Source organism: Pseudohaemophilus paraphrohaemolyticus, assembly GCF_003253115.1.
GTDB lineage: Bacteria > Pseudomonadota > Gammaproteobacteria > Enterobacterales > Pasteurellaceae > Haemophilus_A > Haemophilus_A paraphrohaemolyticus_A.
Genome location: NZ_QEQF01000003.1, coordinates 142,462 through 165,395, shown reverse-complemented (window position 1 = coordinate 165,395; position 22,934 = coordinate 142,462). Strand labels below are relative to the sequence as shown.

Sequence of the window (22,934 nt, the reverse complement as noted above, 5' to 3'; positions counted from 1 at the left end):
TTATATATGTTTTAGCAGTATTATTCTTTCCACAAATTATAGTGAGATCATTTAACTCAATTTCAGTCGATCTTACTTTTCCAATTTTAGATATATTAAATCGCATAATATTTAACCTTTAAATTCAATAATTTCAGAAACCGCATTACAATTAACTAAAATAGCTTTCTTCCCGATCTCATTACATTTTCTAAAATCGTTTAACAACTTAATCTCAGTCATAGATAAATCCATAGACCTCTCACCAAATACTGCTCCCTTTCCACAAACCAACCAGTTCAAATTTATATTTATTTTTTCACAAATGATAGATAACCCCTCTGAATTGGGTTCTCTTGAACCATTAAGATAACCTTGAGCTGTTCTGTAAGGAAGACCTGTTATTTCAGAAAAATCTTTTAACTTCCATTTTCTTTCTTCACAAACTAATTTTAGACGTTCAGATATACGCATTTAGATACCCTGTATTGACTTTTGATTCAAATGCGTATATAATACGCCTATTGTGTATTATATAACTTTTTTATTGCTAATTAAAGGACACTTCATTCATTATTATGATTCAAAACTTCCTCCTCTCAAGCAAGTCACGTACGCTTTCGCCTATCAAGATGACACAGCTATCTGATAGCGAAGCTCGGGCATTGCTATGCCAAATTCGTTGGGGAAGTGAGGAAAATGTGGTGTGTCCAAAGTGCGGTGTGCAGCATATTGCTTATCGCATTGCCAGTCGCAATCAATGGCGGTGTAAACATTGTCATCATACCTTTAGCGTCACATCAGGCACGATTTTTGCCGACCGTAAACTGTCTATTCAGACCTACCTTTACGCGATAGCCTTATTTGTTAATGCCGCTAAAGGCTTGTCTGCCTGCCAACTTTCGCGTGATTTGAATGTTCAGTACAAAACAGCGTTTACGCTCGCGCACAAAATCCGTGAAAGCCTACAAATTCAAAAACAGTTATTTCCGCTTTCGGGTGAAATCCATATTGACGGCACTTACGTTCATTCCGCTCCACGCCCTAAAAATAAGAAAAACGAACGCGTGGACAGACGACTGAAAGAAAACGTCAATCCTAATAAACGGTCAATTTTGGTAATGCGAAGCCGTTACACTGAAGAAGAAACCGCAGAAAACCCGTATTTAGTAGGCGCAAAGAAAACCTTAACCTTTCCGATTTTATCGGAAAATAGCCAAGTCGTGAATAAACTGGCAACAAGCTATATCAAAGTAGGAAGTCGTATTCACGCAGACGAAAACTCGGCTTATGACGAATTGATGATTCACTACGATTTGCGTCGCGTAAACCATCAAAAAGAGTATCGCAGTGATGAAGGTATCACTAACAATCTTGCGGAAAGCTATTTCAGTCGTTTTAAACGTATGATTATTGGTACGCACCACAAAATCAGCAATAAATACCTCGATAATTACGCCAACGAATGTGCTTATCGTGAAGATAATCGCCGCGTTGATAACCTTAGCTTGTTCAACAGCACGTTAGAGCAATGCCTTTCAACGGATAACACAACCGACTGGCAAGGCTATTGGCAGGGTAATCACCGTCCAGCAGAAAGGCTCATGATGTAATGGCAAAGAAAATCTACCTTAGTCAAATTCAGGCGAAAGTCGACCGCTTGCAGCGTGAACGAAAGCAAGTATTAGAACACCTTGAATTGGTTGATAGCAAAATCAAAAAGCTCCAAGATGCCTTAGAGGTGATGGAAGCCGAAGCTTTGACTAATGAATACGATACCGAGGTTTACTCTTATCGTACTTATAAACGGCGATTTAAAGGGAAACTCCGCCAATTATTACTGGCAGAATTAAAAGCCGAACCCGACCGATATTTTACCGTGAATGAGTTGATTAAACGCGTATTAATCAAGTGCGGTCAAGAACCTATCATTCACCCTCAACATACCGTGTCGATGCGTGCTGCGTTAAAGCATTGGCTTGATAAAGGTGTTGTAGAACGATTGGAAATTAATGTGGTGGACGTGAAATGGAAATTCAAAGATAATGAGCTTAAAACATAATCAATTTAAGGAAAGTTTATGCTGTATATTCCTCAAACACACCCTAAACGCTATGTCAGTAGTATTGTGGCATTAAACGTGCATAGTCCAAATGGTACGGGCGATTGGCATAGTGCGGCAGCGTTAAATGATGATGCTTATCCGCAAGATTTTTACATTTACGGTGAAAACCAAAAAAGAAACACGAATCATCTATTGGGAAATCTAGGCGTAATTGATGGCACTAAACGATTAAATGAAATGGGATATTACCCTAAAAATTATCCTGTTTGGCTTGCCGACCACCCCCGTGCTTGCGTGGATTATCTCTATACCGCTGTACTTCAAACAGGCTCAATCGGACGTGTTATTTTAGATGATTGGTTCCCTAATGATGAAGATAAACAGTCAGTTTATGATTTGCTGAATCAAATTGAACCACACTTAACTGAACAAGAATGGGAAAATTTACAATTATGGAAACGCAAAAACCCGATAATGTAATGCTCACGGAACGTGATAAACATCACGAAAAATTGATGGTGAATATCCTAAAAAATCTTTCTGATACGCCTTTGGTTTTAAAGGGCGGTACAGCACTTTATCTCGGTTACGGCTTAAACCGTTTTTCCGAAGATTTAGATTTTGACTCTGGTAAGAAGTTAAATTTGCTCAATAAAATTAAAGCATCAGCTCCGCACGGTATTGTCATTGATGAGATTAATGTGAAAAAAGATACAGATACAGTGAGCCGTTATATTGTGAATTATCATATCCGTGATACAGGTGTCAAAGATGCCCTAAAAATGGAAATTTCTTACCGAACACCCGCATCAGATGAGCAAATTACGGTTAAAGATGGCATTCGTTTTTCATCGGTAGAACGCATTATTGATAACAAACTGCACGCCACTTATGATGGTGATAATATTCGAACGAAAGGGCGTGATTTATTTGATTTGCATTTCTTAGCAAGCCATTATGCTGAATATTTCGATGATGAACTTGCTGCACGTTTAAAAGGTTTTTCACAAGATCCTGATAAATTAGTGAGCTTATATCGGGAAGATATTGAAGCCGATCCATTACTAAATAAGATTATGGACGTTGAACAAATTGCACTTGAGCTAAATGAAATGGCAGAAATGATTTATTTCACGCAACAAATGCACAATCACCCAGCTATGCAGGCATTAACGCCTAATGCTCAAAAGCAATTTAAAGCATTGCTAGATGAAGCAACAAATAAGAAAGAAGAAACACCACAAAATGTTGTGTCGTCCTCGCTTAAAATGAAATTCTAAATGATAATAGCGGTATTTCTACCGCTATTCCTTCCCCCTATTCAAACGATTTTAACCGCCATTCTGATGTATCAAACATTCCTCTTTTCTTAATCTTATAATGTAAGTACTTCTCTTGTCGCTCAATGATTCCTTGTTTATATAACTTACGCAGTGCATTTCCGATAGCACATTTATGCTGTATTGTTACTTCAGGGTAATGAGTGGTTAATAACTCTTTATCTATTTTAATCGCATAAGAAGTGATTAAATATAAATCTAGCCATTGATTCTTTTGTTTAAATACTTCTGAAATTAGATACGATAAATTCTTATTGAATGGTTTTTGACGAAGTAATTTTGCAGCATCATAATCCTTTTTAATCGTGTTAAAATCAAAATTGGGATCGATATATCCTAAAGATGTTGTAAAAGAGCTAATCTGTGCTTCTAATAATTTCTCTTGATTAACCAATTCTTTCAATCTATAAGAGACAATCGTTTTTTCTTTATGGCATTTCTCAAGTAACTTTACCATTTGCGAAATTAGATAGGCTTCTGACATAATAAAAATCTCCATTGAATTGTAAGTTCAATGGAGATTGTAGTATTTTCAAGTGGTTAAATCTTTGTGCAACTGCTACATAATGCCGATCTTTTTACTAAAAACGACCGCTTCCTATTGCGTATTTAATTAACTTACTTGTTTTTTCGTTCTTACGTTTAACATAGCCAAAGCAATCAAACTCATCATAAAGCCTGCAATGGCGCCTAATCCTGCAAAAATCAGATAAGGTTTCGGAATGGCATTTAGGCTCGCATTTTTCTCAAAATGGAAGGCAACAAGGTTATTGTCTAGCGGTTGAACCGATTGCATCATTTTGAGTTTGTTTTCCCAAGAGGCATCTAATTTTGCCTCTGCCGCCGTTTTAACTTGTTGGAATAATGCTTTCCATTTATTGATAAGTTCGTTGTTCAATGCAGTGCGAGTTGTGGTATTTACACTTTTTAAGTATTCGACAAATAAGTTATCCACATCAGCAAGATTATATGAGGAAAAACTTACATTTACCGAATCGCCATTCACGTTATTTTGGAAACCTTGTGCTAATTTTTCGGCATAGGCTTTTGCGGATAATCCTTCTAATTCGGCACGTTGTTGCACACTTGGCTGTTGGCTTAAAAAGGTTATGCGTGGCTCGCTAGCGGTTAAATTTTGCGAGAAAATTGAAAATGCTGTTTGGGTTGCTTTGCTTTCCATTTTGCTGATATCCACCGCCTCTGCATCACCAGAAACCAGTTGGAAGGTGGAAAAAAGGGAAAAATAGTTACCTAATTCCGCCATTTTCGGGGTAGTAAATTGAGCTTGGGCTTGCCATTGCGTAGGCTGATAATGGGCGGTTGTTGCGCCTAAACCTGCACCGATAGCGGTGAGTAAAATTGTGTTTAGAATTTTTTTAAACATAGGATTATTCATATTGAAAAGAAACAGCCCCATCGGGGCTGAATTATGCCTAACCTAGGACAAAAGCCCTAGGTGCTAAGAATGCTTCACTGAATTTTTTCTCACTCTCCGCTTCAATCGTCTGACAAAGCGGGTGATTTTCCACGCACGCACGATGCTGTAAGCGTAAAGGAAGAACAGTGCGATAAAGCCAATCACCATTGAAGATTGGTCCCAATAATTCACTTCGCCAAGTACGCCAATGATGGCACAAATGGCTGCCCAGAAGGTGATCACAGCAAGCGCTTGGCGGGAGGTTAAACCTGCACGCATCAATAAGTGGTGCAAGTGCAAGCGGTCGGGTCTGAACGGACTTTTACCTTTTTTCAAACGGCGGAAAATCACCGCCACCATATCAATCAACGGCACGGCAATCAGCCATAAACCTGTGATTGGGCTGATGGCATGTCCTTGCCCTTGGGTGCTTAATAGCAACATCCAGATGATGGTAAAGCCAATCAGCGTGCTGCCTGAGTCGCCCATAAAGACTTTCCATTTCGCGCCGAATACGCTTAAGTTGAACATCGCATACGGAATAAGTGTGAGCACAATTGCCAGGCACCAGTAAGCGATGGCATGTTCGCCGTTAATCCACATCAACGCACCGATGCCCGCAAAACTCACGCTAGAAAGCCCTGCAAGTAAACCGTCAATGCCATCTACCATATTGAACGCATTGATCACGCCAATGGTGATAAACACGGTAAAGAGTAAGCTGAAAAAGCCGAGCTTGATGCTAAATGGAGCAATGATTTGCCCTAGACTTTCGAGTTCTAGGCCGCTGTAAATCATTGCACCTGCGAGCACGGCTTGAATGCCTGCACGCAATGCGGGGCTGATGTCAAAGCGGTCGTCCAATACACCGATAACCAACAAAATAGTCACTGAAAGCAGGTATAAACCTGGTAACGGCATGGTGTCATATTGAAATGCGTAATAGGTTAAATTACCTAAAAAAAGTGCAATACCGCCGATTAACGGAATCAATCCTTGATGGCGTTTACGGAAATTTGGTTTATCTACCAAGCCGATTTTTTCTGCCACAGGGCGCATAAAAATTAGCGAGGCAAAGGAAACGATTACAACGGCTATAAAGGTCAGCCACATCATATTTTTTCCTAAAATAGTGTGATAAAAAATTATGCGAAGAATAGCACAAAGGCGAAGATCTTGAAAATTTTTTGCAAGATTACATTAAAAAATAACCGCTTATTGATTATTCCCGGTCTGCTTATTTTTCAGTAAAATAGCCCTGAATTTATTACGAGGAATTTATTATGTCAAAATCAGAACAACTCTTTGAAAAAGCACAGAAAGTCATCCCTGGCGGGGTAAACTCGCCTGTGCGTGCATTCAAAGGTGTAGGCGGTACACCTGTTTTTATTGAGAAAGCAGAGGGTGCATACATTATCGACAGCGATGGCAAACGTTATATCGATTACGTAGGTTCGTGGGGTCCGATGGTATTGGGGCACAACCACTCCGCAATTATTGATGCAGTGTTAAAAGCGGTGCCGAATGGTTTGAGTTTTGGTGCACCAACTGAGAGTGAAATCACGCTCGCTGAACTTGTTTGTAAGCTTGTTCCTTCTATCGAATTAGTGAGAATGGTAAGCTCGGGTACAGAAGCGACAATGTCGGCAATTCGCTTGGCTCGTGGCTACACAGGCCGCGACAAAATCATCAAATTCGAAGGTTGTTATCACGGGCATTCAGATAGCTTATTAGTGAAGGCTGGTTCAGGTGCATTAACCCTTGGTCAGCCAAGCGGACCAGGCGTGCCAGCAGATTTTGCGAAGCATACCATTACTTGCACTTACAACGATTTAGATTCAGTAAAACAAGCATTCGAGCAATATCCAAATGAAATCGCTTGTTTGATCGTAGAACCTGTGGCAGGCAATATGAACTGTGTGCCACCAAAAGCAGGTTTTTTACAGGGTTTACGTGAGCTTTGCGACCAATATGGCACGGTATTTATTATCGATGAAGTGATGACAGGCTTCCGTGTTTCACTTGGCGGAGCACAGGCTTACTACAATGTAAAACCAGATTTAACTACGCTTGGTAAAATTATTGGCGGTGGGATGCCAGTAGGTGCATTTGGTGGTAAACGTGAAATTATGGAAGCAATTGCCCCAACAGGGCCTGTTTACCAAGCGGGCACACTTTCAGGCAACCCAATCGCGATGGCGGCGGGCTTAGCGTGCTTAACTGAGCTTTCTAAAGCAGGCAATGAAGAAAAATTAGCTGAGAAAACTAAAACGTTGGCAGAAGGCTTAAAAGTACTGGCAGCTAAATACAATGTACCATTCGTGGTGCAATATGTGGGTGGTATGTTCGGTTTATTCTTCACCGAGCAACCTGAAGTAACCAGCTTCCAAGAGGTAATGAAATGCGATGCGGCAAAATTCAACCGCTTCTTCCACTTAATGCTTGAACAAGGTATCTATCTTGCTCCATCTGCATTTGAAGCGGGCTTTATGTCGCTTGCGCATTCAGATGAGGATATTGAGGCGACGTTACAAGCGGCAGATAAAGCATTCTCTGCGTTATAACAAAAATAGCAGCTGTTTTTGCAGCTGCTATTTCGTTTCTATTCCTACTTTGCTATTGATTTAGCCAATTCAAAAATTGTTCAGAATCTAAAAATCCTGTTACACGCATTGGGCTGATTTCTTGCCCTTGTTCATCAAAGAACAAAATCGTAGGTAAGCCTAAGATTTGGAAGCGTTGCATAATGGCATCGTTTTCAGCGGAGTTACGGGTCATATCCACTTGGAGCACCACTATTTCGCCCAATTTTTGTTGTACTTTGGCATCTGAGAATGTGTACTTTTCGAACTCTTTGCACGCCACGCACCAGTCGGCATAGAGGTCAAACATCACTTTTTTGCCCTTGGCTTCAGCAAGTTGTGTGTCCAATTCAGCCAATGAACTAATGCGGGTAAATTTCAGGTGTGATGTGGTTTCTATAGCTTGTGAGTCATTGCTCCATACAAGATTTGCCCACGGATGAGCAGACAACGCAAACAGAGCAAACAAACCAATACGAATAGCATTTTTCAACACGCCTTTGGCGGGAAGCACGCTAATCAACCAGCCTAAGAACACTAACGCCAAAGTAGACCAAAGCAGCGGTTCAATGCCATTTGGCACTAATCGTGAGATCAAGAAAATCGGCAAGGCAAGCATCACAAAGCCGAAGGCAGTTTTTACTTTCAGCAACCAATCGCCTGATTTTGGTAGAATTTTATTGCCGAACAGCGTAATGAGCACAAGCGGGATGCCCATTCCAAGTGCAAGTAAGTAGAGCGCTAAGCCGCCCGTGAATAAATCGCCACTTTGTGCCACATAAAGCAATGCACCCGAAAGTGGAGCAGAGGTGCAAGGCGAGGCAACTAGGCCTGCGATCATACCCATCACAAATACGCCACCGAATGCACCGCCTGATTGTTTTTGGCTGAGTGCATTCAATTTTTGCTGCCACGCATTTGGTAAACGGATTTCAAACAAGCCAAACATTGATGCAGCCAGTAAAGTAAATAAAATCGCCAAGCCAATTAACACGGGCGGGCTTTGCAAGGCAATTTGGAATGGTAAGCCAATTGCTGCCACAATCAAACCAAGCAAGGTATAAGTGAGTGCCATACCTTGCACGTAAGTGAGGCTGAGTAGCAATGCTTTTAGGCTATTTGGGCGTTGTTGGTTGCCGATTACAATTGCGGAAAGCAGTGGCAACATTGGTAACACACACGGGGTAAATGCCAAACCTATCCCCAACACGAAAAACCAGAAAATCGACAAGCGATTTTGTGAAAGTTGGCTTGCAAGTTGGTCTTGTTGGCTGATGCCTGCCATATTAGAAGCGGTTGAATTTTGGCTAGAATTTGCAACAGCTGAATTTGCAATATTTTGGGTAGAATCGACCGCTTGAGCTTCCACATTTTGCAGAGGCACGCTCACCGTTTCAGGTGGATAACAGAAGCCTTTGGTGCAACCTTGATAGCGAATTTCTACCGAACCATTTTGAGCCGATTTTAGCGGAATCTGTAACGTCAATTTGTTGCGGAAAATTTCCACATCGCCAAAAAATTCATCGTGATAGCGTTCTGCTTGCGGGAATTGCCATTCGCCCAATTCAGCTTGTATTGGGGTAATTTCAACCTCTTTTTGATAGAGATAATAGCCCTCGGCGATTTGCCAATTTAGTGCCAATTGGTTGCCCGATTGCTTGGCGTTAAATTGGAACGCTTGTTGGCTTGTAAGGAAAGTCGGTTTTTTATCAAATAAGCCCGCCTGACCATTGAGCGAGAGGCAGAGACTTACGAGAAGGATCAGAATACGTAACATTTTAAATCACACTTTTAAGTAAATAGAGAGTATAGCCTACAAAACAGAGCATCAAAAGAAATCCCTCAAAGCGGGTAATTTTACCTTGTTTTTTGCGACTGAACGGGTAGCAGCAGAGCGCGAGTAGCACGGTGAGTGCAGACATCACCAGCATATCGCGGCTAAAAATATCAGACTCGACGTGCATTGGGCTAATTACTCCCGCAATGCCAACTACCACCAAGGTATTAAAGAGGTTCGAGCCGACAATATTGCCGAGAGCTAAATCAGATTCACCTTTGCGTGCTGCAATAATGGAAGATGCTAGCTCAGGTAAAGAGGTACCCACCGCTACAATGGTTAAGCCGATAACTAAATCGCTCACGCCCAATTCTTTGGCAAGCGACACCGCACCGACTACCATCAATTTTGAGCTTGCCATTAACAGCAATAAGCCGATTACAAGCCAGAACACCGATTTTTTAAGCGAAACGGGCACTTGATTTTCTTCTTCCTCAACCGCATCAGGCGATTTTCTCGCCTCCCAAATTCGCCAGCCCATATAAATGGCAAAAATGACCAATAAAATGACCGCTTCTGTTTGAGTAACTGTCGCATCAGTTAAAAAATAGGCAGAAAGTACGGTGATTGCCAGCAATGCAGGCAGCTCTTTTTTGAGCACATCTTTTGCCACTAAAATTGGCGAGATCACCGCAGTTGCCCCTAAGATCAGCGCAATATTGGCAATGTTCGAGCCATAAGCATTGCCCAATGCTAAGCCAGATGCACCGTCTAATGCGGAGGAGGCAGAGACGAGCATTTCAGGCGTAGAGGTGCCAAAGCCTACGATTACAATGCCGATAAGTAGAGGCGAAAGCCCCAAGTAGCGTGCGGTGGCAGATGCACCGTCCACAAATTTATCGGCACTCCAAACAAGGAGGATTAAGCCGATAGCGAGATAGAGAATGTCGAGTAGCATAGATATTCCTATGTTTTGTTACTTAATTTCTTCGTTAATAGATACCGTCAAATCTCCCCTTCCCCTTCTTTGCTAATGAGGGGGAAGTTCTTGATGAAGAATAGAGATCTCCATTATTCGCAAAGATAAATCCCCTCTTTAGCAAAGAGGGGTAGGGGAGATTTGGCAGAAGCAAAGCCGAAGAAATTAACTAATAAATTTACGAAAATTTTATGTTTAAAAAATTCAAATCAGGGTACTTAAACCTAAACCCATCCGCCAACAAATGCGTTGGTACAAGAGGTTGATTATCCAACAAAATTGCCGAACGTTCTCCAAGTATTAATTTCAACACACATTCAGGCACATGGCAGAATGCAGGTTTACTACTCTGCTTTGCCAACCAGCAGTTGAATTCCGCATTGGTCACAGGATGAGGCGAAACGAAATTATACACCCCAACGCAGTTCGGATTTTCCAATAAGAAGCATAGGGCGTGCAAATAATCGTCTAATGCAATCCACGCCCAATGCTGTTTACTACTCCCCAGCTTTCCACCAAGTCCTAGGCGATAGAGAGGGAGCATTCTTTTTAACGCCCCACCTTGTTCGGAAAGTACAATGCCCGTGCGGATAAGGCAAAGCCTTGTAGTGGCTGCTGTTTTTAATGCCTCTGCTTCCCACTGTTTGCATAATTCTGCAGTAAATCCACCGCTTGAAGGTGTGTTTTCATCATCACATTCGTCTGTTGGTAAATTGCCATAAAATCCTGTAGCGGAGCTGGAAATAAACACGCCAGGTGGCTGTGTGCTTTTGGCAAAGAGATCGGCAAGCTGAGCAGTCAGTCGCACGCGACTGTTGAGCAGTTTTTGCTTCTGCTTTTCTGTCCAACGTTTATCAAAAATCGGTTCGCCCGCGAGGTTAATCACCGCATCAAATTCATTTAAATCACTAAAATTTGCAAGAGTTTGTACAAATTTGACTGCTTGATCTGCCCGTTTTTTTCGGCTGAGTAGAGTGAGTTTATGCTCTTTTTCTAGCAACAGTGGGACTAAATGAGAACCGATAAACCCTGTGCCGCCTGTGAGTAAAATCTTCATTAGAATGAGCTTTCAAACAAGGTGCGGACAGTTTGCATTAAGTCGTCGATATCCGTGCCACGCGTTGGGGTAATGAAAATAGTGTCGTCACCAGCGATTGTGCCTAAAATTCCTTCGCTTTTGCCGATGGAATCGAGCAGCCGTGCAATCAGCTGTGCTGCACCAGGGCTGGTTTTCACTACGATCAACAGATCGTTATGATCGATATCCACAACCAAGTTTTTCAATGGGCTAGAGGTGGTCGGCACGCCCAATTCATTCGGCAATTGGTAAACCATTTCCATTTTGGTGTTGCGGGTACGAACTGCGCCGAATTTAGAGAGCATTCGAGAGACTTTAGATTGGTTGATGTTTTCAAAGCCTTGGTCTTGTAAAGCGGTCACAATTTCACTTTGTGAGCCAAATTTTTCTTCTTTTAACAGGGCTTTAAATGCTTCGGAAAGTTTATCCATTGGTTTCCTTTTTGATTGAAAATTCAATTTATATGCAAGATTTTTGCGTATCTATGCAGAAAAAGCAATTTATTCCATTAATTTTCTCTGTGAAGAAAATCATTATCTTGCAAAAGCTTGATTTAGATTATATTTTCAACGGAACAAATCCCCCTTACTAGGTAAAAATCTGTTAGAATTAACCCAATTTTGAAATTAAATTCTTTTATTTAATAGGAGTTTCTTATGAAATTAACCCTTTTAGGTGCTGCAGGCGGTATCGGTCAAACGTTGGCGTTATTGTTAAAATTACGCTTACCAGTGGGAACAGAACTTGCTCTTTATGATATTTCACCTGTGACGCCAGGTGTTGCAGTAGATATTAGCCATATTGCAACCTCTGTAAAAGCCATCGGTTACGCAGGCGAAGAGAACTTAGCGGCTGCATTAAAAGATGCACATATGGTGCTTGTTACTGCTGGCGTAGCTCGTAAACCAGGTATGACCCGCGCAGATTTATTCAACATCAACGGTAACATCATTAAAAATCTTATCGAAAAAGTGGCTGATGTTTGCCCAAATGCCTGTATTGGTATCGTAAGTAACCCTGTAAATACTTTAGTGCCATTAGCGGCAGAAGTATTACGTAAAAAAGGTGTGTACGACAAACGTAAATTATTCGGTGTTTCTACTTTAGACGTCGTGCGTGCGAAAAGCTTCGTATCTGAATTAAAAGAAAAACACGCGGAAACTGTGAAAGTGCCTGTTATCGGTGGTCACTCTGGTCCAACTATTCTGCCATTACTTTCTCAAGCGTTATCTGAAGGTCGCAAAATTGACTTCACTCAAGAAGAGATCGAGAGCTTAACTCACCGCATTCAAAATGCAGGAACGGAAGTAGTTGAAGCAAAAGCAGGTGGCGGATCAGCAACACTTTCAATGGCGGAAGCAGGGGCACGTTTTGCTGTAGCAGTATTCAAAGCATTACTAGGCGAAGACTGTGTTCGTTACGCTTACGTAGAAAGCAAAAAAGACAGTGGCTATCCAGAATTCTTTGCTCACCCAGTACGTTTCGGTTTAACCGGTGTGGAAGAGTTGCTACCAATTGGTCACTTAAGCGAATATGAGCAAGAAAAATTAAAGGCATTAGAAGAGGTGTTAGAAGCGGATATTAAGTTAGGCAAAGACTTTGTGAACGCTTAGTTTACCTATAGAGGGTTGATCTTTTCAACCCTTTTTTCTATGATTTAATGGAGTAAATAAGGAGTTTAGTATGAATAAAGCATTTTTATTTGGTTTAGCTGGTTTAACGATGGTGCTGGTAGGGTGTAGCAACCAAGCTGTTTCTGTAGCAAAAGGAAATGTAAGTGTTGTTGGTGCAGCTGAAACAAAAACATCAGATAGAAATATTCACTTTAGTGAAGATAATGTAAATGGAAAAACTTCAATTGTTCAATCTCAAACTACTCAAAAAGAAGTTGTTATGATACCGGAGAAAGCCACCGCAATTTGCAATGATGGCACCTTCTCAATGTCGCTATTAAATGAAGCGTGCTTGAACAATGGCGGTGTCAAAGAGGCAATTCAAAGATATTATTCGGAATAATATTCATCTCTTACCTATACTTAGCCGAGGGTTCATTACCTTCGGCTTTTGCGTTTATATTCTTCCCTTCAAAAAATTTTCTCAAAAACCACTTGCATAATTATGCAAAAATTCATAATATTCATTCAATTCATTTAGTTTACTTAATAGGATTTAACGAATGGCAATTCGTCTTCATCACGTCAATTTTTTCTATGGCAGTAACCAAGCGCTTTTTGACATCAATCTTGATGTTGAAAAAGGCGATGTGGTGGTGTTGCTTGGCCCGTCTGGGGCAGGGAAAAGTACGCTTATTCGCACACTGAATTTATTGGAAGTACCGCAAGAAGGTACACTGGAAGTGGCGAAACATAGCTTTGATTTATCCGCCAAAATGGATGCAAAACAGATAGCACTACTTCGTCGTGAGGTGGGAATGGTGTTCCAGCAATATCATTTATGGAACCATTTAACCGTGCTACAAAACTTAATTGAAGCACCGATGAAAGTGCTTGGGCTTTCTAAAGAAGAGGCAATTGCACAGGCAAAAAACCATTTAGAGCGTTTGCGTTTGGGCGAATTTGCGGAACGTTTTCCGCTACAACTTTCTGGCGGTCAACAGCAACGCGTGGCAATTGCACGTGCTTTGATGATGCAACCGCAGGTGTTGTTATTTGATGAACCAACCGCAGCACTTGACCCAGAAATCACCGCACAAGTAGTTGATATTATTAAAGAATTGAAAAATACAGGTATCACGCAGGTAATCGTAACGCACGAAGTGGGCGTAGCTCGCAAAGTGGCAACCAAAGTGGTGTATATGGAGAAAGGGCATATTATTGAGCAAGGCGATTCAAGTTGTTTTGAACAGCCAAAAACCGCAGAGTTTGCTCAATATCTTTCTCATTCTGAATAATTAAACACACATTTAATAAGGACTTTCTTATGAAAAAATTACTTATCGCATCCGCTATTGCATTCGCAACTTTCTCAACACAAGCAAAAGATTTAACTTTCGCGATGGAACCAAGTTACCCACCGTTTGAAACCACCAACGAAAAAGGTGAAATCATCGGTTTTGACGTCGATATTGCCAATGCAATTTGTAAAGAAATCCAAGCAAACTGCTCATTCAAAAGTCTCTCTTTTGATGGCTTAGTGCAGGCAGTAAAACAAAAACGTATCGATGGTGTAATTTCCGCAATGGACATCACCGAAGCACGTAGCAAACAGGTGCTTTTCTCTGATGCTTACTACGATAGCTCAGCAAGTTTCATTGCCCTAAAAAGCAAAGTGGACTTAAGCACAGCGAAAAACGTGGGCGTGCAAAACGGGACAACTTTCCAACAATATATAGTAGCAGAAGCAAAACAATATGCACCAAAAGCATATAACTCAATTCAAGATTCAATCTTAGACTTAAAAAATGGGCGTATTGATTTAATCTTCGGCGATACTGCAGTATTAGCCGACATGCTTTCAAAAGAAACAGATTTAACCTTTGTAGGCGAAAAAGTGACTAACCAAAAATACTTTGGTAATGGTTTGGGGATTGCGATCAACAAAGGCAACAAAGATCTTGTAGATGAGTTAAACAAGGGTTTAGCAACCATCAAAGCGAACGGCGAATACCAAAAAATCTACGATAAATGGATGACAAACAAGTAAGCTATGTTTACCGAATATCTTCCTTTAATTTACAGTGCAACGCTCATGACGCTTGGGCTTGCACTGGTGTCACTTGTCGTTGGCTTATTACTTTCCATTCTTTTTGTAAGTTTGGAGATGAATAAGACCGCTTGTATCAGCAAATTAACCACGGTTTTTCTCACTTTAATGCGAGGTTTACCTGAAATTTTGGTTGTCTTGTTAATCTATTTCGGTTCAACTGAGCTGATCGAAAAAATCACAGGTGAATACATCGAATTTAGTGCCTTTAACAGCGGTGTGCTGGCGTTAAGCTTAATTTTTGCTTCCTATGCTTCACAATCACTGCGTGGGGCAATTCAAGCGATTCCGAACGGACAGTGGGAAAGTGGTGCGGTGTTAGGTTTAAGCCGCCGTTATACTTTCTTGCACATCATTATGCCTCAAGTATGGCGACACGCTTTGCCTGGTTTAAGTAACCAATGGCTTGTATTGCTTAAAGATACTGCCTTAGTTTCGCTGATTGGTGTCGATGACTTAATGCGACAAGCCGACCTTATCAATACCAACGAGCATCAACCATTCACATGGTATGGCTTTGCAGCATTGATTTACCTTGTGATTACGCTAATTAGCCAAGTGATTATTCGCCGTCTTGAACTGCGTTTTACACGCTTTGAACGAGGAGGCAAATAATGTGGGGTTATTTATTAGTTATCGCACAAGGTATTCCAACTAGCCTTAGCTTAATGGCTGTGTCGTTAATGATTGCATTTGTGTTGGCGATCATTTTCACGTTTTTGCTTTCAATGGAAAATAAATTCGTGAAAAGCTTAGTCAATGGTTATTTGATGCTCTTTACAGGCACGCCACTATTAGTGCAATTTTTCTTAATTTACAGTGGGCCGGGTCAATTTGAATGGCTCACGCAAAGTCCGCTTTGGGCATTGTTTTCAGATGCGTGGTTTTGTGCAGTATTGGCTTTAGCACTAAATAGTGCGGCATACTCAACGCAACTTTTCCACGGAGCAGTAAAAGCGATTCCGAAAGGGCAATGGGAAACTTGTGCAGCATTAGGTTTAAGCCGTTTAGATACACTCAAAATCTTGATTCCGTATGCGTTAAAACGAGCGTTACCTTCTTATAGCAACGAAATCATTTTGGTTTTCAAAGGCACATCACTTGCCTCAACCATCACAATTTTAGACATTATGGGCTACGCTAAACAGCTCTACGGCACGGAATATGATGCAATTACCATTTACGGTATCGCAGGGGCAATTTATCTTGTTATCACTGGCATTATGACTGTACTATTGCGTAAGTTAGAACATAAAGTGCTGGCATTTGAGCGAGTGTAATTTTCTACAAGCGGTCAATTTCTGGCATAAATTTGCAATCTTGCTTGATCTTTCACACAAAGGGCGTATTATTCGCCCTTTGTTTTTTCTGGGTTCCCTAACCCCAACTTCAACTAAAAAAGGAAAATTATGCATTACCCCATTCCATTTTCTGATCCACAAAAAAGATCTTCTCTTAAACTTTTAGCCTTTTTCCATATTTTTATCTTAACCATCAGCAATTTCTTAGTACAACGCACCTTTGAAATCACTGTACCCTTTACCGATTATGTCATCCCAACTACCTGGGGCACATTCACATTCCCATTTATCTTTTTAGCAACAGATTTAACGGTGCGGGTATTTGGTGCTGAGTTAGCTCGCAAAATCATCTTCGTCGTAATGTTCCCCGCCTTGTTGATTAGCTATGTGATTTCAGTGCTATTTTTTGAAACTCAGTTCCAAGGTTTCTCCGCACTAAGCGAATTTAATTTCTTTGTGTTCCGCATCGCACTAGCCAGTTTCAGCGGTTATGTAGTAGGTCAGATTTTAGATATTTTGGTGTTTAACCGCCTACGTCAAGGCAAATCGTGGTGGCTTGCGCCAACTTGTTCGACCATTTTCGGTACGATGATCGATACCTTCGTCTTCTTTGCGGTTGCTTTCTATCAAAGCGAAGATGCCTATATGGCAGAGCATTGGTTTACCATCGGTACGGTTGATTACGCCTTCAAACTTTTTGTCAGCTTACTGCTATTCTTACCACTTTATGGTGTGGTGCTAAAATTTATTATACAAAAATTCCATTTGAAATAGATATTTCAACCGCTTGTAGGGCTTGCATTGTTCGCCCTACATTTCATTTTCTATGCTTTTTTCAAACTTTTGCCCCGCGGTTTTCACTGAAATAAAGAAAAATGAACCGACTAATAAACAGATTGCACCAAGCAAAAAATGACGATTAAACACCCGCTTATGCTCATCTGCAAAAGTGAATACCGCTACGATAACCGCCAAGGGCATTGCCAACACATTAAACAAACTGCCAGAAAGCGGTAAAATTCTGCTCGAAATTTGCAAATACAAATGGCAAGAAAGAGCAAACTACCTGCCAAAGCACGTAAGGTATTGTTGTTGAGCGGATCAAACTGCAAGCTCATAAAGCGAACGATGGGATAGTTTATTCCCATCAGTAAGATGTAGGAAAGTAAGGCGATAGGCGAATTCATAGCGTTAATCCATAGAAAACACTACTGGTTATTTTATAGGCATAATAGACAAAAAGAGTTGGTTTTTGGCTAATTATGCCTTTATTTCTATTTCTACCTATTTGAGCAATTCCTCATTCTTTTTGTAATTCCACTTGCTACGTGGTTTATCGATATATTGGAAATGCTCGTTAGTGAATGTGCCTTGAGTGCAAGTAATTTTGTCGCGGCGGGTATTTACCGTTTGAGAACCAATCACTGCATTTAATGTTTCTGGTCCCGTCATCGCAAAAACGCCGCCGTCAATACGACGGTTTTCAATATTTTCCACAATTAAATCTAATGTGGCTTTCATAATCGGATGCCCTGCTTCGCACGCTAGGAAGAAGTTAGTGTATTTATCTCGGCGTTTGATTAGAACTTCCGAATCTTGCTCGGCAATAATTTGTGAGAGAGGGAAAACCAAATGCCCATCGATATCAATGTAAATGCCACCTTCACGCCAAAGAGTAAAGACACGCCAAAAATCTGCTTGGGCGGCGCCATCAGTAAGCTGGCTGTAAGCGGCAAAAACGTGCGGTTCAGCGTGGGCTTTAATGTATTCTTCGCGCGCTTCGGTGCTGACATAGCGGTAATCGTAGTTGAGCGACATCAAGCGGTTGAATAAATAGTTGCAATACATCGGTAACGTCACTTTGTTAGAATAGTTGGTTTGCCAAATAGTGCGGTTAATTTTGTCTTGACGAGAAGTCTTCAACTTCGCTGGGCTAAATTCTGGAATGGTAAAGCGTTTTTTCGGAAATAAGGCGTGGAACGGATAGCCCGAGATTTTCACCATGTTGCCCAACAAGCGAGAAAGCCCGTTGCATAGCACGATAAATTTTTCGTATTTGACTGACATTTTATATTCTCTTGTAGGGTGGGATTTATCCCACCGATTAACATTTCAATAATTTTGGTGGGATAAGTCCTACCCTACGATTCCAACTGCGAAATCGCAAAATCAAGGGCGTAATCATACCCTTTTGCGCCCAAGCCGCAAATCACGCCTTTTGCCACATCGTTTAGATAAGAGTGATGGCGGAAAGGTTCACGGGCGTGAACGTTAGAGAGATGCACTTCCACAAAAGGAATTGCCACCGCCAACAACGCATCTCGCAAAGCAACGCTGGTGTGGGTGAACGCTGCTGGATTGATGATGATAAAATCCACATTGCCAAAGGCTTGATGAATCCGGTTTACAATCGGTTCTTCGCCGTTGGATTGGAAATAATCTAGTTCATAACCACGTTTTGCCGCCTCATTTTGGAGGTGCGTTTCAATATCGGCAAGCGTTTGTGATCCGTAAATTTGTGGCTCGCGTTTGCCCAACATATTGAGGTTAGGACCATTTAATAGGAGGATTTTTTTCATGGTTTATTAAGCTCATCTGTTACGCTCTCCCCTTGTGGGAGAGAGACAGAACAAATTTCGTTCAGAAATTTTTCAGAGAGAGGGGCATTTAAAAAAGTGCGGTTAAAATTGACCGCTTACCTCTCTCCTGAATTTAACTTCTGAGCGAAGTGACATTATTCCTCTCCCACAAGTGGCGAGGGTTTTAATTGATAAGCGGTCAATTTGCCGCCACATTTCGCCAAAGTTCTTGCTCTTCTGCATCAGACTCAGGTTCTGCTTCGTAATTCAACGGATACAAATTCAATTTTTCCATTAGCACGCGGTCGCCGTCTTCTTCTGGGTTTTCGGTGGTAAGCAACTTATCCCCGTAGAAAATCGAGTTTGCACCTGCCATAAAACAGAGTGCTTGCATTGCTTCGGGCATATTGCTTCTGCCTGCGGAAAGGCGAACGTAACTATGTGGCATGGTAATGCGAGCGACCGCAATGGTGCGGACAAACTCCGTCCAGTCCAAATCTTCCGCATTTTCTAGCGGTGTGCCAGCTACTTTCACCAACTGGTTAATCGGCACACTTTCAGGCGGCGGATCAAGGTTGGCAAGGCTGGCAATTAAGCCTGCACGTTCGGCACGGGTTTCGTTCATCCCTACAATACCGCCGCAGCAGATTTTCAAGCCTGCGTGTCGCACTTTGCCAAGGGTGTCCATGCGGTCATCATGGGAGCGAGTATGCACAATTTTGTTGTAGCGTTCAGGATCAGTGTCTAAATTGTGGTTGTAATAATCCAAGCCTGCTTCTTTGAGATCTTCCGCCATACCCTCTTCAAGCATTCCAAAAGTGCCACAGGTTTCTAAGCCGAGGGATTTCACCGCGTGAATAATTTTTGAGACGGTTTCGATATCTTTTGGCTTTGGTCCTCGCCACGCAGCCCCCATGCAGAAACGGCTTGCCCCGCGTGCTTTGGCGATTTTGGCTTTTTCAACAATATATTCGACATCGAGCATTGCTTGCTTTTCTATGCCTGTGTCGTATCGGGCAGATTGCGGGCAGTATTCGCAATCTTCCGCACAGCCGCCTGTTTTAATCGAAAGCAAGGTAGAAAGTTGAATGGCATTCGGGTCGAAATTTTCGCGGTGAACGCTTGCCGCTCGGAAGACTAAATCCATAAAGGGTAAATCGAAAAGTTCTTCCACTTGACATTTCCGCCAGTATTGGGCGGTAGGATGGGGGGTGAGTTCGTTTTTGGCTTTTAAGCGTAGGTTGTAGGTGGTCATAGAACCTCCAATGTAGGGCATGTGGATTAAAAATCCACGCACGTTTTGCATTTTCTTACGAAAAACTGACCTATTGCGTGCGTGAACTACGTTCACACACCCTACTTTAAAAATTATTCTTCAATCGTGCGAAGTAATTCGTTGATGCCCACTTTACCTAAAGTTTTTGCATCAACTTTTTTCACGATTACTGCACAATAAAGGCTGTATTTACCGCATTTTGACGGAAGGCTACCTGAAACTACCACAGAACCTGCTGGTACGCGGCCGTAGTGGATTTCGCCTGTTTCGCGGTCGTAAATACGGGTAGATTGACCGATGAATACGCCCATTGAGATTACACAGCCCTCTTCTACGATCACGCCTTCAACGACTTCAGAACGTGCGCCGATAAAGCAGTTGTCGCCGATAATCGTTGGGTTTGCTTGTAATGGCTCTAACACGCCGCCGATGCCCACGCCGCCTGATAAGTGAACGTTTTTACCGATTTGTGCACAAGAACCTACGGTTGCCCAAGTGTCCACCATTGTGCCTTCGCCAACGTAAGCACCGATGTTTACGTAAGATGGCATTAACACACAGTTTTTAGAGATGTAAGCCCCTTTACGCACCGTTGCAGAAGGCACTACACGGAAGCCTTCTTGTGCGAAGCGTTCTTCAGTGTAGTCTGCAAATTTTAAGCCCACTTTGTCGTAGTATTTGGTTTCTGCACCGTCAATGATTTGGTTGTCGTTAATGCGGAATGAAAGTAAAACCGCTTTTTTTAACCATTGATGCGTAACCCATTCGCCGTCAATTTTTTCCGCCACGCGGTAAGTGCCGTTGTCTAACCCTTCGATCACCTCTTCAATCGCTTTACGCGTTTCTGCATCCACAGTTTTTGGGGTGATTTCTGAACGACGTTCGAATGCCGCTTCAATAATTGCTTGTAAAGACATTGTTGTGTTCCTTGTAGATAAAATTGTTAAAAATTTAACGAAAAAATGCCCCATAGTTTTAACATAGAAAGGCGTTTTTTTCCACAAATAAATTGCTACACCTGCAACCAAAAAGTCACTGGTCCGTCATTTTGCAATGAAACTTGCATATCTGCAGCAAATTGCCCTGTTTGGGTGTGAATTTTTTTCTCTGCTTGCTGATGGAAGTAAGTGTAAAGCTCGTTCGCCACTTGCGGGCTCCCGCCTTTGGAAAAACTTGGGCGCAAGCCTTTTTGGGTGTCGGCAGCCAGCGTGAACTGTGAAACCACGAGCAGGCTTCCGCCCGCTTGCTGCACGTTCAAATTCATTTTGCCTTGTTCATCAGAGAAAATGCGATAGTTCAATACTTTCTCCAACAAGCGGTCGGATTTTTCTTGTGTATCGCCTTGCTCCACACCTAATAGAACTAACAGCCCGTGAGCAATTTCGCCCACCGTTTGACTTTCTACTTCCACTTTTGCCCATTTCACTCTCTGAATTAACGCGATCATAAGGTTAGTTCTCCTTTTTGAATTAACTCGACATCTTTTAACACTGCGACAAACTGCCCGCCAAAGAGCACCACTTGCCAGCTTAGATGAATCCATAACAGCGTAATCGGTAGGGTTGCCAACGCACCGTAAATCGCTTGGTAAGAAGGGAAGGTAGTGATGTACCAAATAAAAATCTGCTTGCCTAGTGTGAAGAAAATACCCGCTAACAATGCCCCAATCAAAGCGTGATGCCACTTCACTTTGGTGTTCGGTACCAGCCAATAAATCAGGCTAAATAGCAGCCATGTGAGCAAAAATGGTACATAATTGAGCAGATAATTGCCGAGTGAAAGCACTTCCAGATCGTTAAACATTCGCAGCGACATAATATAAGAGCTAATTGCAATGCTCATCCCTGTAAGGAGTGGGGCGAACACAAGCAGCAAGGCATAAAGCAAAAAGGAGAGTAGAATAGACCGCTTGCGGGTTTCGTGCCATAAGCCGTTGAGGGCTTTGTCGATGTTGTGAATCAGCATTAACGCTACCACAACCAAACCGAGCGTGCTGACAATCCCCATTTTACGGGAATTAGCGACAAAACTTTCCAAATATTCTTGCACTAAATTGCCCGCGCTTGGGGCGAAGTTGTCGTAAATGAGTGCTTTGATTTGCCCCGTGGCTTCCTCAAAAAACGGAAAAATGGTAAACACGGAGAAAATAACCATAATCAATGGCACAGTGGCAAGCATCGTGTTGTAAGTCAGATAGCCTGCCGTGACAGGAATTTGATTTTGCCCCATTCGTTTGAAAAAAACGCGAAAGAAAAGCGTGAGGTAGGATTTCATTAAAGATCCTTTTATTAAAATCACAAAATTTGCCCATTATAGGCAAATTTTTGCAAGAAAACGACCGTTTGCACGCATAAATCCTTGACCTTGTTTTTATTCCTTGCTTTAATGCACAATTGATTTTTTTATTTTCCCACAGCAAATTTGCATAAAAAGAGGCATATTATGGCAGAAAGTTTTAGCGTAACTCGTCGTTACTTTGATGATAAAAACTACCCACGCGGTTTTGCTCGCCACGGTGATTACACCATCCGCGAAGCGCAAGTTTTAGAGCAATATGGTCAAGCGTGTTTAGCATTAGAAACGGGCGAACGTAAAGCAGTAACGGCGGAAGAAAAGCACTTTGTTGCTGTGATGAAAGGCGACGAAATCGCAGAAAGTATCATCGAAAAAGCGTGGTTAAAATATCGTTCATTAACAACCAAATCAAAACGCATCTACACACTTTCTGGCAACGCAGGTAGCGACGCTGGTGACGATTTTAGTGCGGCAGAATAAGCCTTTCGCTAATATTTTTTATAGATAGGGTGCATTTTTGCACCTTGTTTTTTATCTAAAGAA

The 22,934-nt window shown here is 41.8% G+C and carries 27 protein-coding genes; 13 read left to right on the top strand and 14 right to left on the bottom strand.

All coding sequences use genetic code 11. The annotated features are described in order from the left end of the window. Positions 1-111 precede the first annotated feature (111 nt). Positions 112-453, bottom strand: a complete 342-nt coding sequence (locus DPV92_RS04985; RefSeq protein ID WP_111353939.1) for a helix-turn-helix domain-containing protein — start codon at positions 451-453, stop codon at positions 112-114. Positions 454-557: 104 nt separating this feature from the next. On the opposite strand from DPV92_RS04985, the gene DPV92_RS04980 reads away from it, so the two are divergent. Genes DPV92_RS04980 through DPV92_RS04965 form a run of 4 tightly spaced genes read left to right on the top strand, consistent with a single transcriptional unit; the run spans position 558 to position 3,324 of the window. Continuing rightward, on the top strand, positions 558-1,592 hold the full coding sequence (locus DPV92_RS04980; protein WP_111353938.1) for an IS1595 family transposase: 1,035 nt from the start codon (positions 558-560) through the stop codon (positions 1,590-1,592). Further along, entirely contained in the window at positions 1,592-2,041 is a 450-nt protein-coding gene (locus tag DPV92_RS04975) for a DNA repair protein (RefSeq protein WP_065265161.1), read from the top strand. The genes DPV92_RS04980 and DPV92_RS04975 overlap by 1 nt, the downstream gene beginning before the upstream one ends. Positions 2,042-2,059: 18 nt before the next feature. After that, positions 2,060-2,524, top strand: a complete 465-nt coding sequence (locus tag DPV92_RS04970; RefSeq protein ID WP_111353937.1) for a hypothetical protein — start codon at positions 2,060-2,062, stop codon at positions 2,522-2,524. Beyond that, on the top strand, positions 2,497-3,324 hold the full coding sequence (locus DPV92_RS04965) for a nucleotidyl transferase AbiEii/AbiGii toxin family protein (RefSeq protein ID WP_065265163.1): 828 nt from the start codon (positions 2,497-2,499) through the stop codon (positions 3,322-3,324). The genes DPV92_RS04970 and DPV92_RS04965 overlap by 28 nt, the downstream gene beginning before the upstream one ends. A gap of 37 nt (positions 3,325-3,361) precedes the next feature. Here the strand turns inward: DPV92_RS04965 and DPV92_RS04960 are convergent, their stop codons facing one another. The 3 genes from DPV92_RS04960 to wecA form a co-directional block, all read right to left on the bottom strand. Further along, positions 3,362-3,868 carry a hypothetical protein gene (locus DPV92_RS04960; protein ID WP_065265164.1) on the bottom strand — a complete coding sequence of 169 codons (507 nt, stop codon included), beginning with the start codon at positions 3,866-3,868 and terminating at the stop codon, positions 3,362-3,364. 129 nt (positions 3,869-3,997) lie between these two features. Next, entirely contained in the window at positions 3,998-4,768 is a 771-nt protein-coding gene (locus tag DPV92_RS04955) for a hypothetical protein (protein ID WP_111353936.1), read from the bottom strand. A gap of 75 nt (positions 4,769-4,843) precedes the next feature. Further along, positions 4,844-5,914 carry a UDP-N-acetylglucosamine--undecaprenyl-phosphate N-acetylglucosaminephosphotransferase gene (wecA, locus tag DPV92_RS04950; protein ID WP_111353944.1) on the bottom strand — a complete coding sequence of 357 codons (1,071 nt, stop codon included), beginning with the start codon at positions 5,912-5,914 and terminating at the stop codon, positions 4,844-4,846. Between the two features lie 170 nt (positions 5,915-6,084). Between wecA and hemL the strand changes: the two genes are divergently transcribed. Continuing rightward, positions 6,085-7,365 (top strand): glutamate-1-semialdehyde 2,1-aminomutase, encoded by a 1,281-nt coding sequence (hemL, locus tag DPV92_RS04945; protein ID WP_111353935.1) that lies wholly within the window; start codon positions 6,085-6,087, stop codon positions 7,363-7,365. A gap of 52 nt (positions 7,366-7,417) precedes the next feature. Here hemL and DPV92_RS04940 read toward each other — a convergent pair whose 3' ends face one another. From DPV92_RS04940 to argR, 4 genes are all read right to left on the bottom strand, one after another. Further along, positions 7,418-9,160 (bottom strand): protein-disulfide reductase DsbD, encoded by a 1,743-nt coding sequence (locus tag DPV92_RS04940; protein ID WP_111353934.1) that lies wholly within the window; start codon positions 9,158-9,160, stop codon positions 7,418-7,420. A gap of 1 nt (position 9,161) precedes the next feature. Further along, positions 9,162-10,118, bottom strand: coding sequence for a calcium/sodium antiporter (locus tag DPV92_RS04935; protein WP_111353933.1), 957 nt, complete (start codon positions 10,116-10,118; stop codon positions 9,162-9,164). A gap of 199 nt (positions 10,119-10,317) precedes the next feature. After that, positions 10,318-11,196 (bottom strand): TIGR01777 family oxidoreductase, encoded by an 879-nt coding sequence (locus tag DPV92_RS04930; protein ID WP_111353932.1) that lies wholly within the window; start codon positions 11,194-11,196, stop codon positions 10,318-10,320. Continuing rightward, positions 11,196-11,648 carry a transcriptional regulator ArgR gene (argR, locus tag DPV92_RS04925; RefSeq protein ID WP_005707931.1) on the bottom strand — a complete coding sequence of 151 codons (453 nt, stop codon included), beginning with the start codon at positions 11,646-11,648 and terminating at the stop codon, positions 11,196-11,198. The genes DPV92_RS04930 and argR overlap by 1 nt, the downstream gene beginning before the upstream one ends. A gap of 225 nt (positions 11,649-11,873) precedes the next feature. Between argR and mdh the strand changes: the two genes are divergently transcribed. The 7 genes from mdh to DPV92_RS04885 all read left to right on the top strand — a co-directional run bounded on the left by mdh (position 11,874) and on the right by DPV92_RS04885 (position 17,015). Further along, positions 11,874-12,830 (top strand): malate dehydrogenase, encoded by a 957-nt coding sequence (gene mdh / locus DPV92_RS04915; protein ID WP_111353930.1) that lies wholly within the window; start codon positions 11,874-11,876, stop codon positions 12,828-12,830. 70 nt (positions 12,831-12,900) lie between these two features. Further along, positions 12,901-13,233 carry a DUF3761 domain-containing protein gene (locus tag DPV92_RS04910; RefSeq protein ID WP_111353929.1) on the top strand — a complete coding sequence of 111 codons (333 nt, stop codon included), beginning with the start codon at positions 12,901-12,903 and terminating at the stop codon, positions 13,231-13,233. A 160-nt stretch (positions 13,234-13,393) separates the two neighbouring features. Beyond that, positions 13,394-14,128: an arginine ABC transporter ATP-binding protein ArtP gene (gene artP / locus DPV92_RS04905; protein WP_111353928.1), complete on the top strand. Its 735-nt coding sequence runs from the start codon at positions 13,394-13,396 to the stop codon at positions 14,126-14,128. Positions 14,129-14,157: 29 nt separating this feature from the next. Continuing rightward, a complete protein-coding gene (locus DPV92_RS04900) occupies positions 14,158-14,880 on the top strand; it encodes a transporter substrate-binding domain-containing protein (RefSeq protein ID WP_111353927.1) in 723 nt (240 codons plus the stop codon). Positions 14,881-14,883: 3 nt separating this feature from the next. Further along, positions 14,884-15,555, top strand: coding sequence for an arginine ABC transporter permease ArtQ (artQ, locus tag DPV92_RS04895; protein ID WP_111353926.1), 672 nt, complete (start codon positions 14,884-14,886; stop codon positions 15,553-15,555). Continuing rightward, positions 15,555-16,220 carry an arginine ABC transporter permease ArtM gene (gene artM / locus DPV92_RS04890; RefSeq protein ID WP_111353925.1) on the top strand — a complete coding sequence of 222 codons (666 nt, stop codon included), beginning with the start codon at positions 15,555-15,557 and terminating at the stop codon, positions 16,218-16,220. The genes artQ and artM overlap by 1 nt, the downstream gene beginning before the upstream one ends. 129 nt (positions 16,221-16,349) lie before the next feature. Continuing rightward, positions 16,350-17,015, top strand: a complete 666-nt coding sequence (locus tag DPV92_RS04885; protein ID WP_111353924.1) for a 7-cyano-7-deazaguanine/7-aminomethyl-7-deazaguanine transporter — start codon at positions 16,350-16,352, stop codon at positions 17,013-17,015. A 510-nt stretch (positions 17,016-17,525) separates the two neighbouring features. Here DPV92_RS04885 and DPV92_RS04875 read toward each other — a convergent pair. The 6 genes from DPV92_RS04875 to DPV92_RS04850 form a co-directional block, all read right to left on the bottom strand. Continuing rightward, positions 17,526-18,308 carry a glycosyltransferase family 32 protein gene (locus DPV92_RS04875; RefSeq protein WP_111353922.1) on the bottom strand — a complete coding sequence of 261 codons (783 nt, stop codon included), beginning with the start codon at positions 18,306-18,308 and terminating at the stop codon, positions 17,526-17,528. Positions 18,309-18,382: 74 nt separating this feature from the next. Next, positions 18,383-18,820 carry a type II 3-dehydroquinate dehydratase gene (gene aroQ / locus DPV92_RS04870; protein ID WP_111353921.1) on the bottom strand — a complete coding sequence of 146 codons (438 nt, stop codon included), beginning with the start codon at positions 18,818-18,820 and terminating at the stop codon, positions 18,383-18,385. Between the two features lie 199 nt (positions 18,821-19,019). Continuing rightward, positions 19,020-20,075, bottom strand: a complete 1,056-nt coding sequence (bioB, locus tag DPV92_RS04865) for a biotin synthase BioB (RefSeq protein WP_111353920.1) — start codon at positions 20,073-20,075, stop codon at positions 19,020-19,022. Positions 20,076-20,188: 113 nt separating this feature from the next. Next, complete coding sequence (gene dapD, locus DPV92_RS04860) at positions 20,189-21,013, bottom strand: 2,3,4,5-tetrahydropyridine-2,6-dicarboxylate N-succinyltransferase (protein ID WP_111353919.1); 825 nt, start codon at positions 21,011-21,013, stop codon at positions 20,189-20,191. Between the two features lie 95 nt (positions 21,014-21,108). Beyond that, positions 21,109-21,543 (bottom strand): D-aminoacyl-tRNA deacylase, encoded by a 435-nt coding sequence (gene dtd, locus DPV92_RS04855; RefSeq protein WP_111353918.1) that lies wholly within the window; start codon positions 21,541-21,543, stop codon positions 21,109-21,111. Beyond that, positions 21,540-22,370 carry a virulence factor BrkB family protein gene (locus DPV92_RS04850; RefSeq protein WP_111353917.1) on the bottom strand — a complete coding sequence of 277 codons (831 nt, stop codon included), beginning with the start codon at positions 22,368-22,370 and terminating at the stop codon, positions 21,540-21,542. Before DPV92_RS04850 ends, dtd begins: the two co-directional genes overlap by 4 nt. Positions 22,371-22,538: 168 nt before the next feature. Between DPV92_RS04850 and DPV92_RS04845 the strand changes: the two genes are divergently transcribed. Then, positions 22,539-22,871, top strand: a complete 333-nt coding sequence (locus tag DPV92_RS04845) for a DUF413 domain-containing protein (RefSeq protein ID WP_111353916.1) — start codon at positions 22,539-22,541, stop codon at positions 22,869-22,871. Positions 22,872-22,934: the final 63 nt, after the last annotated feature.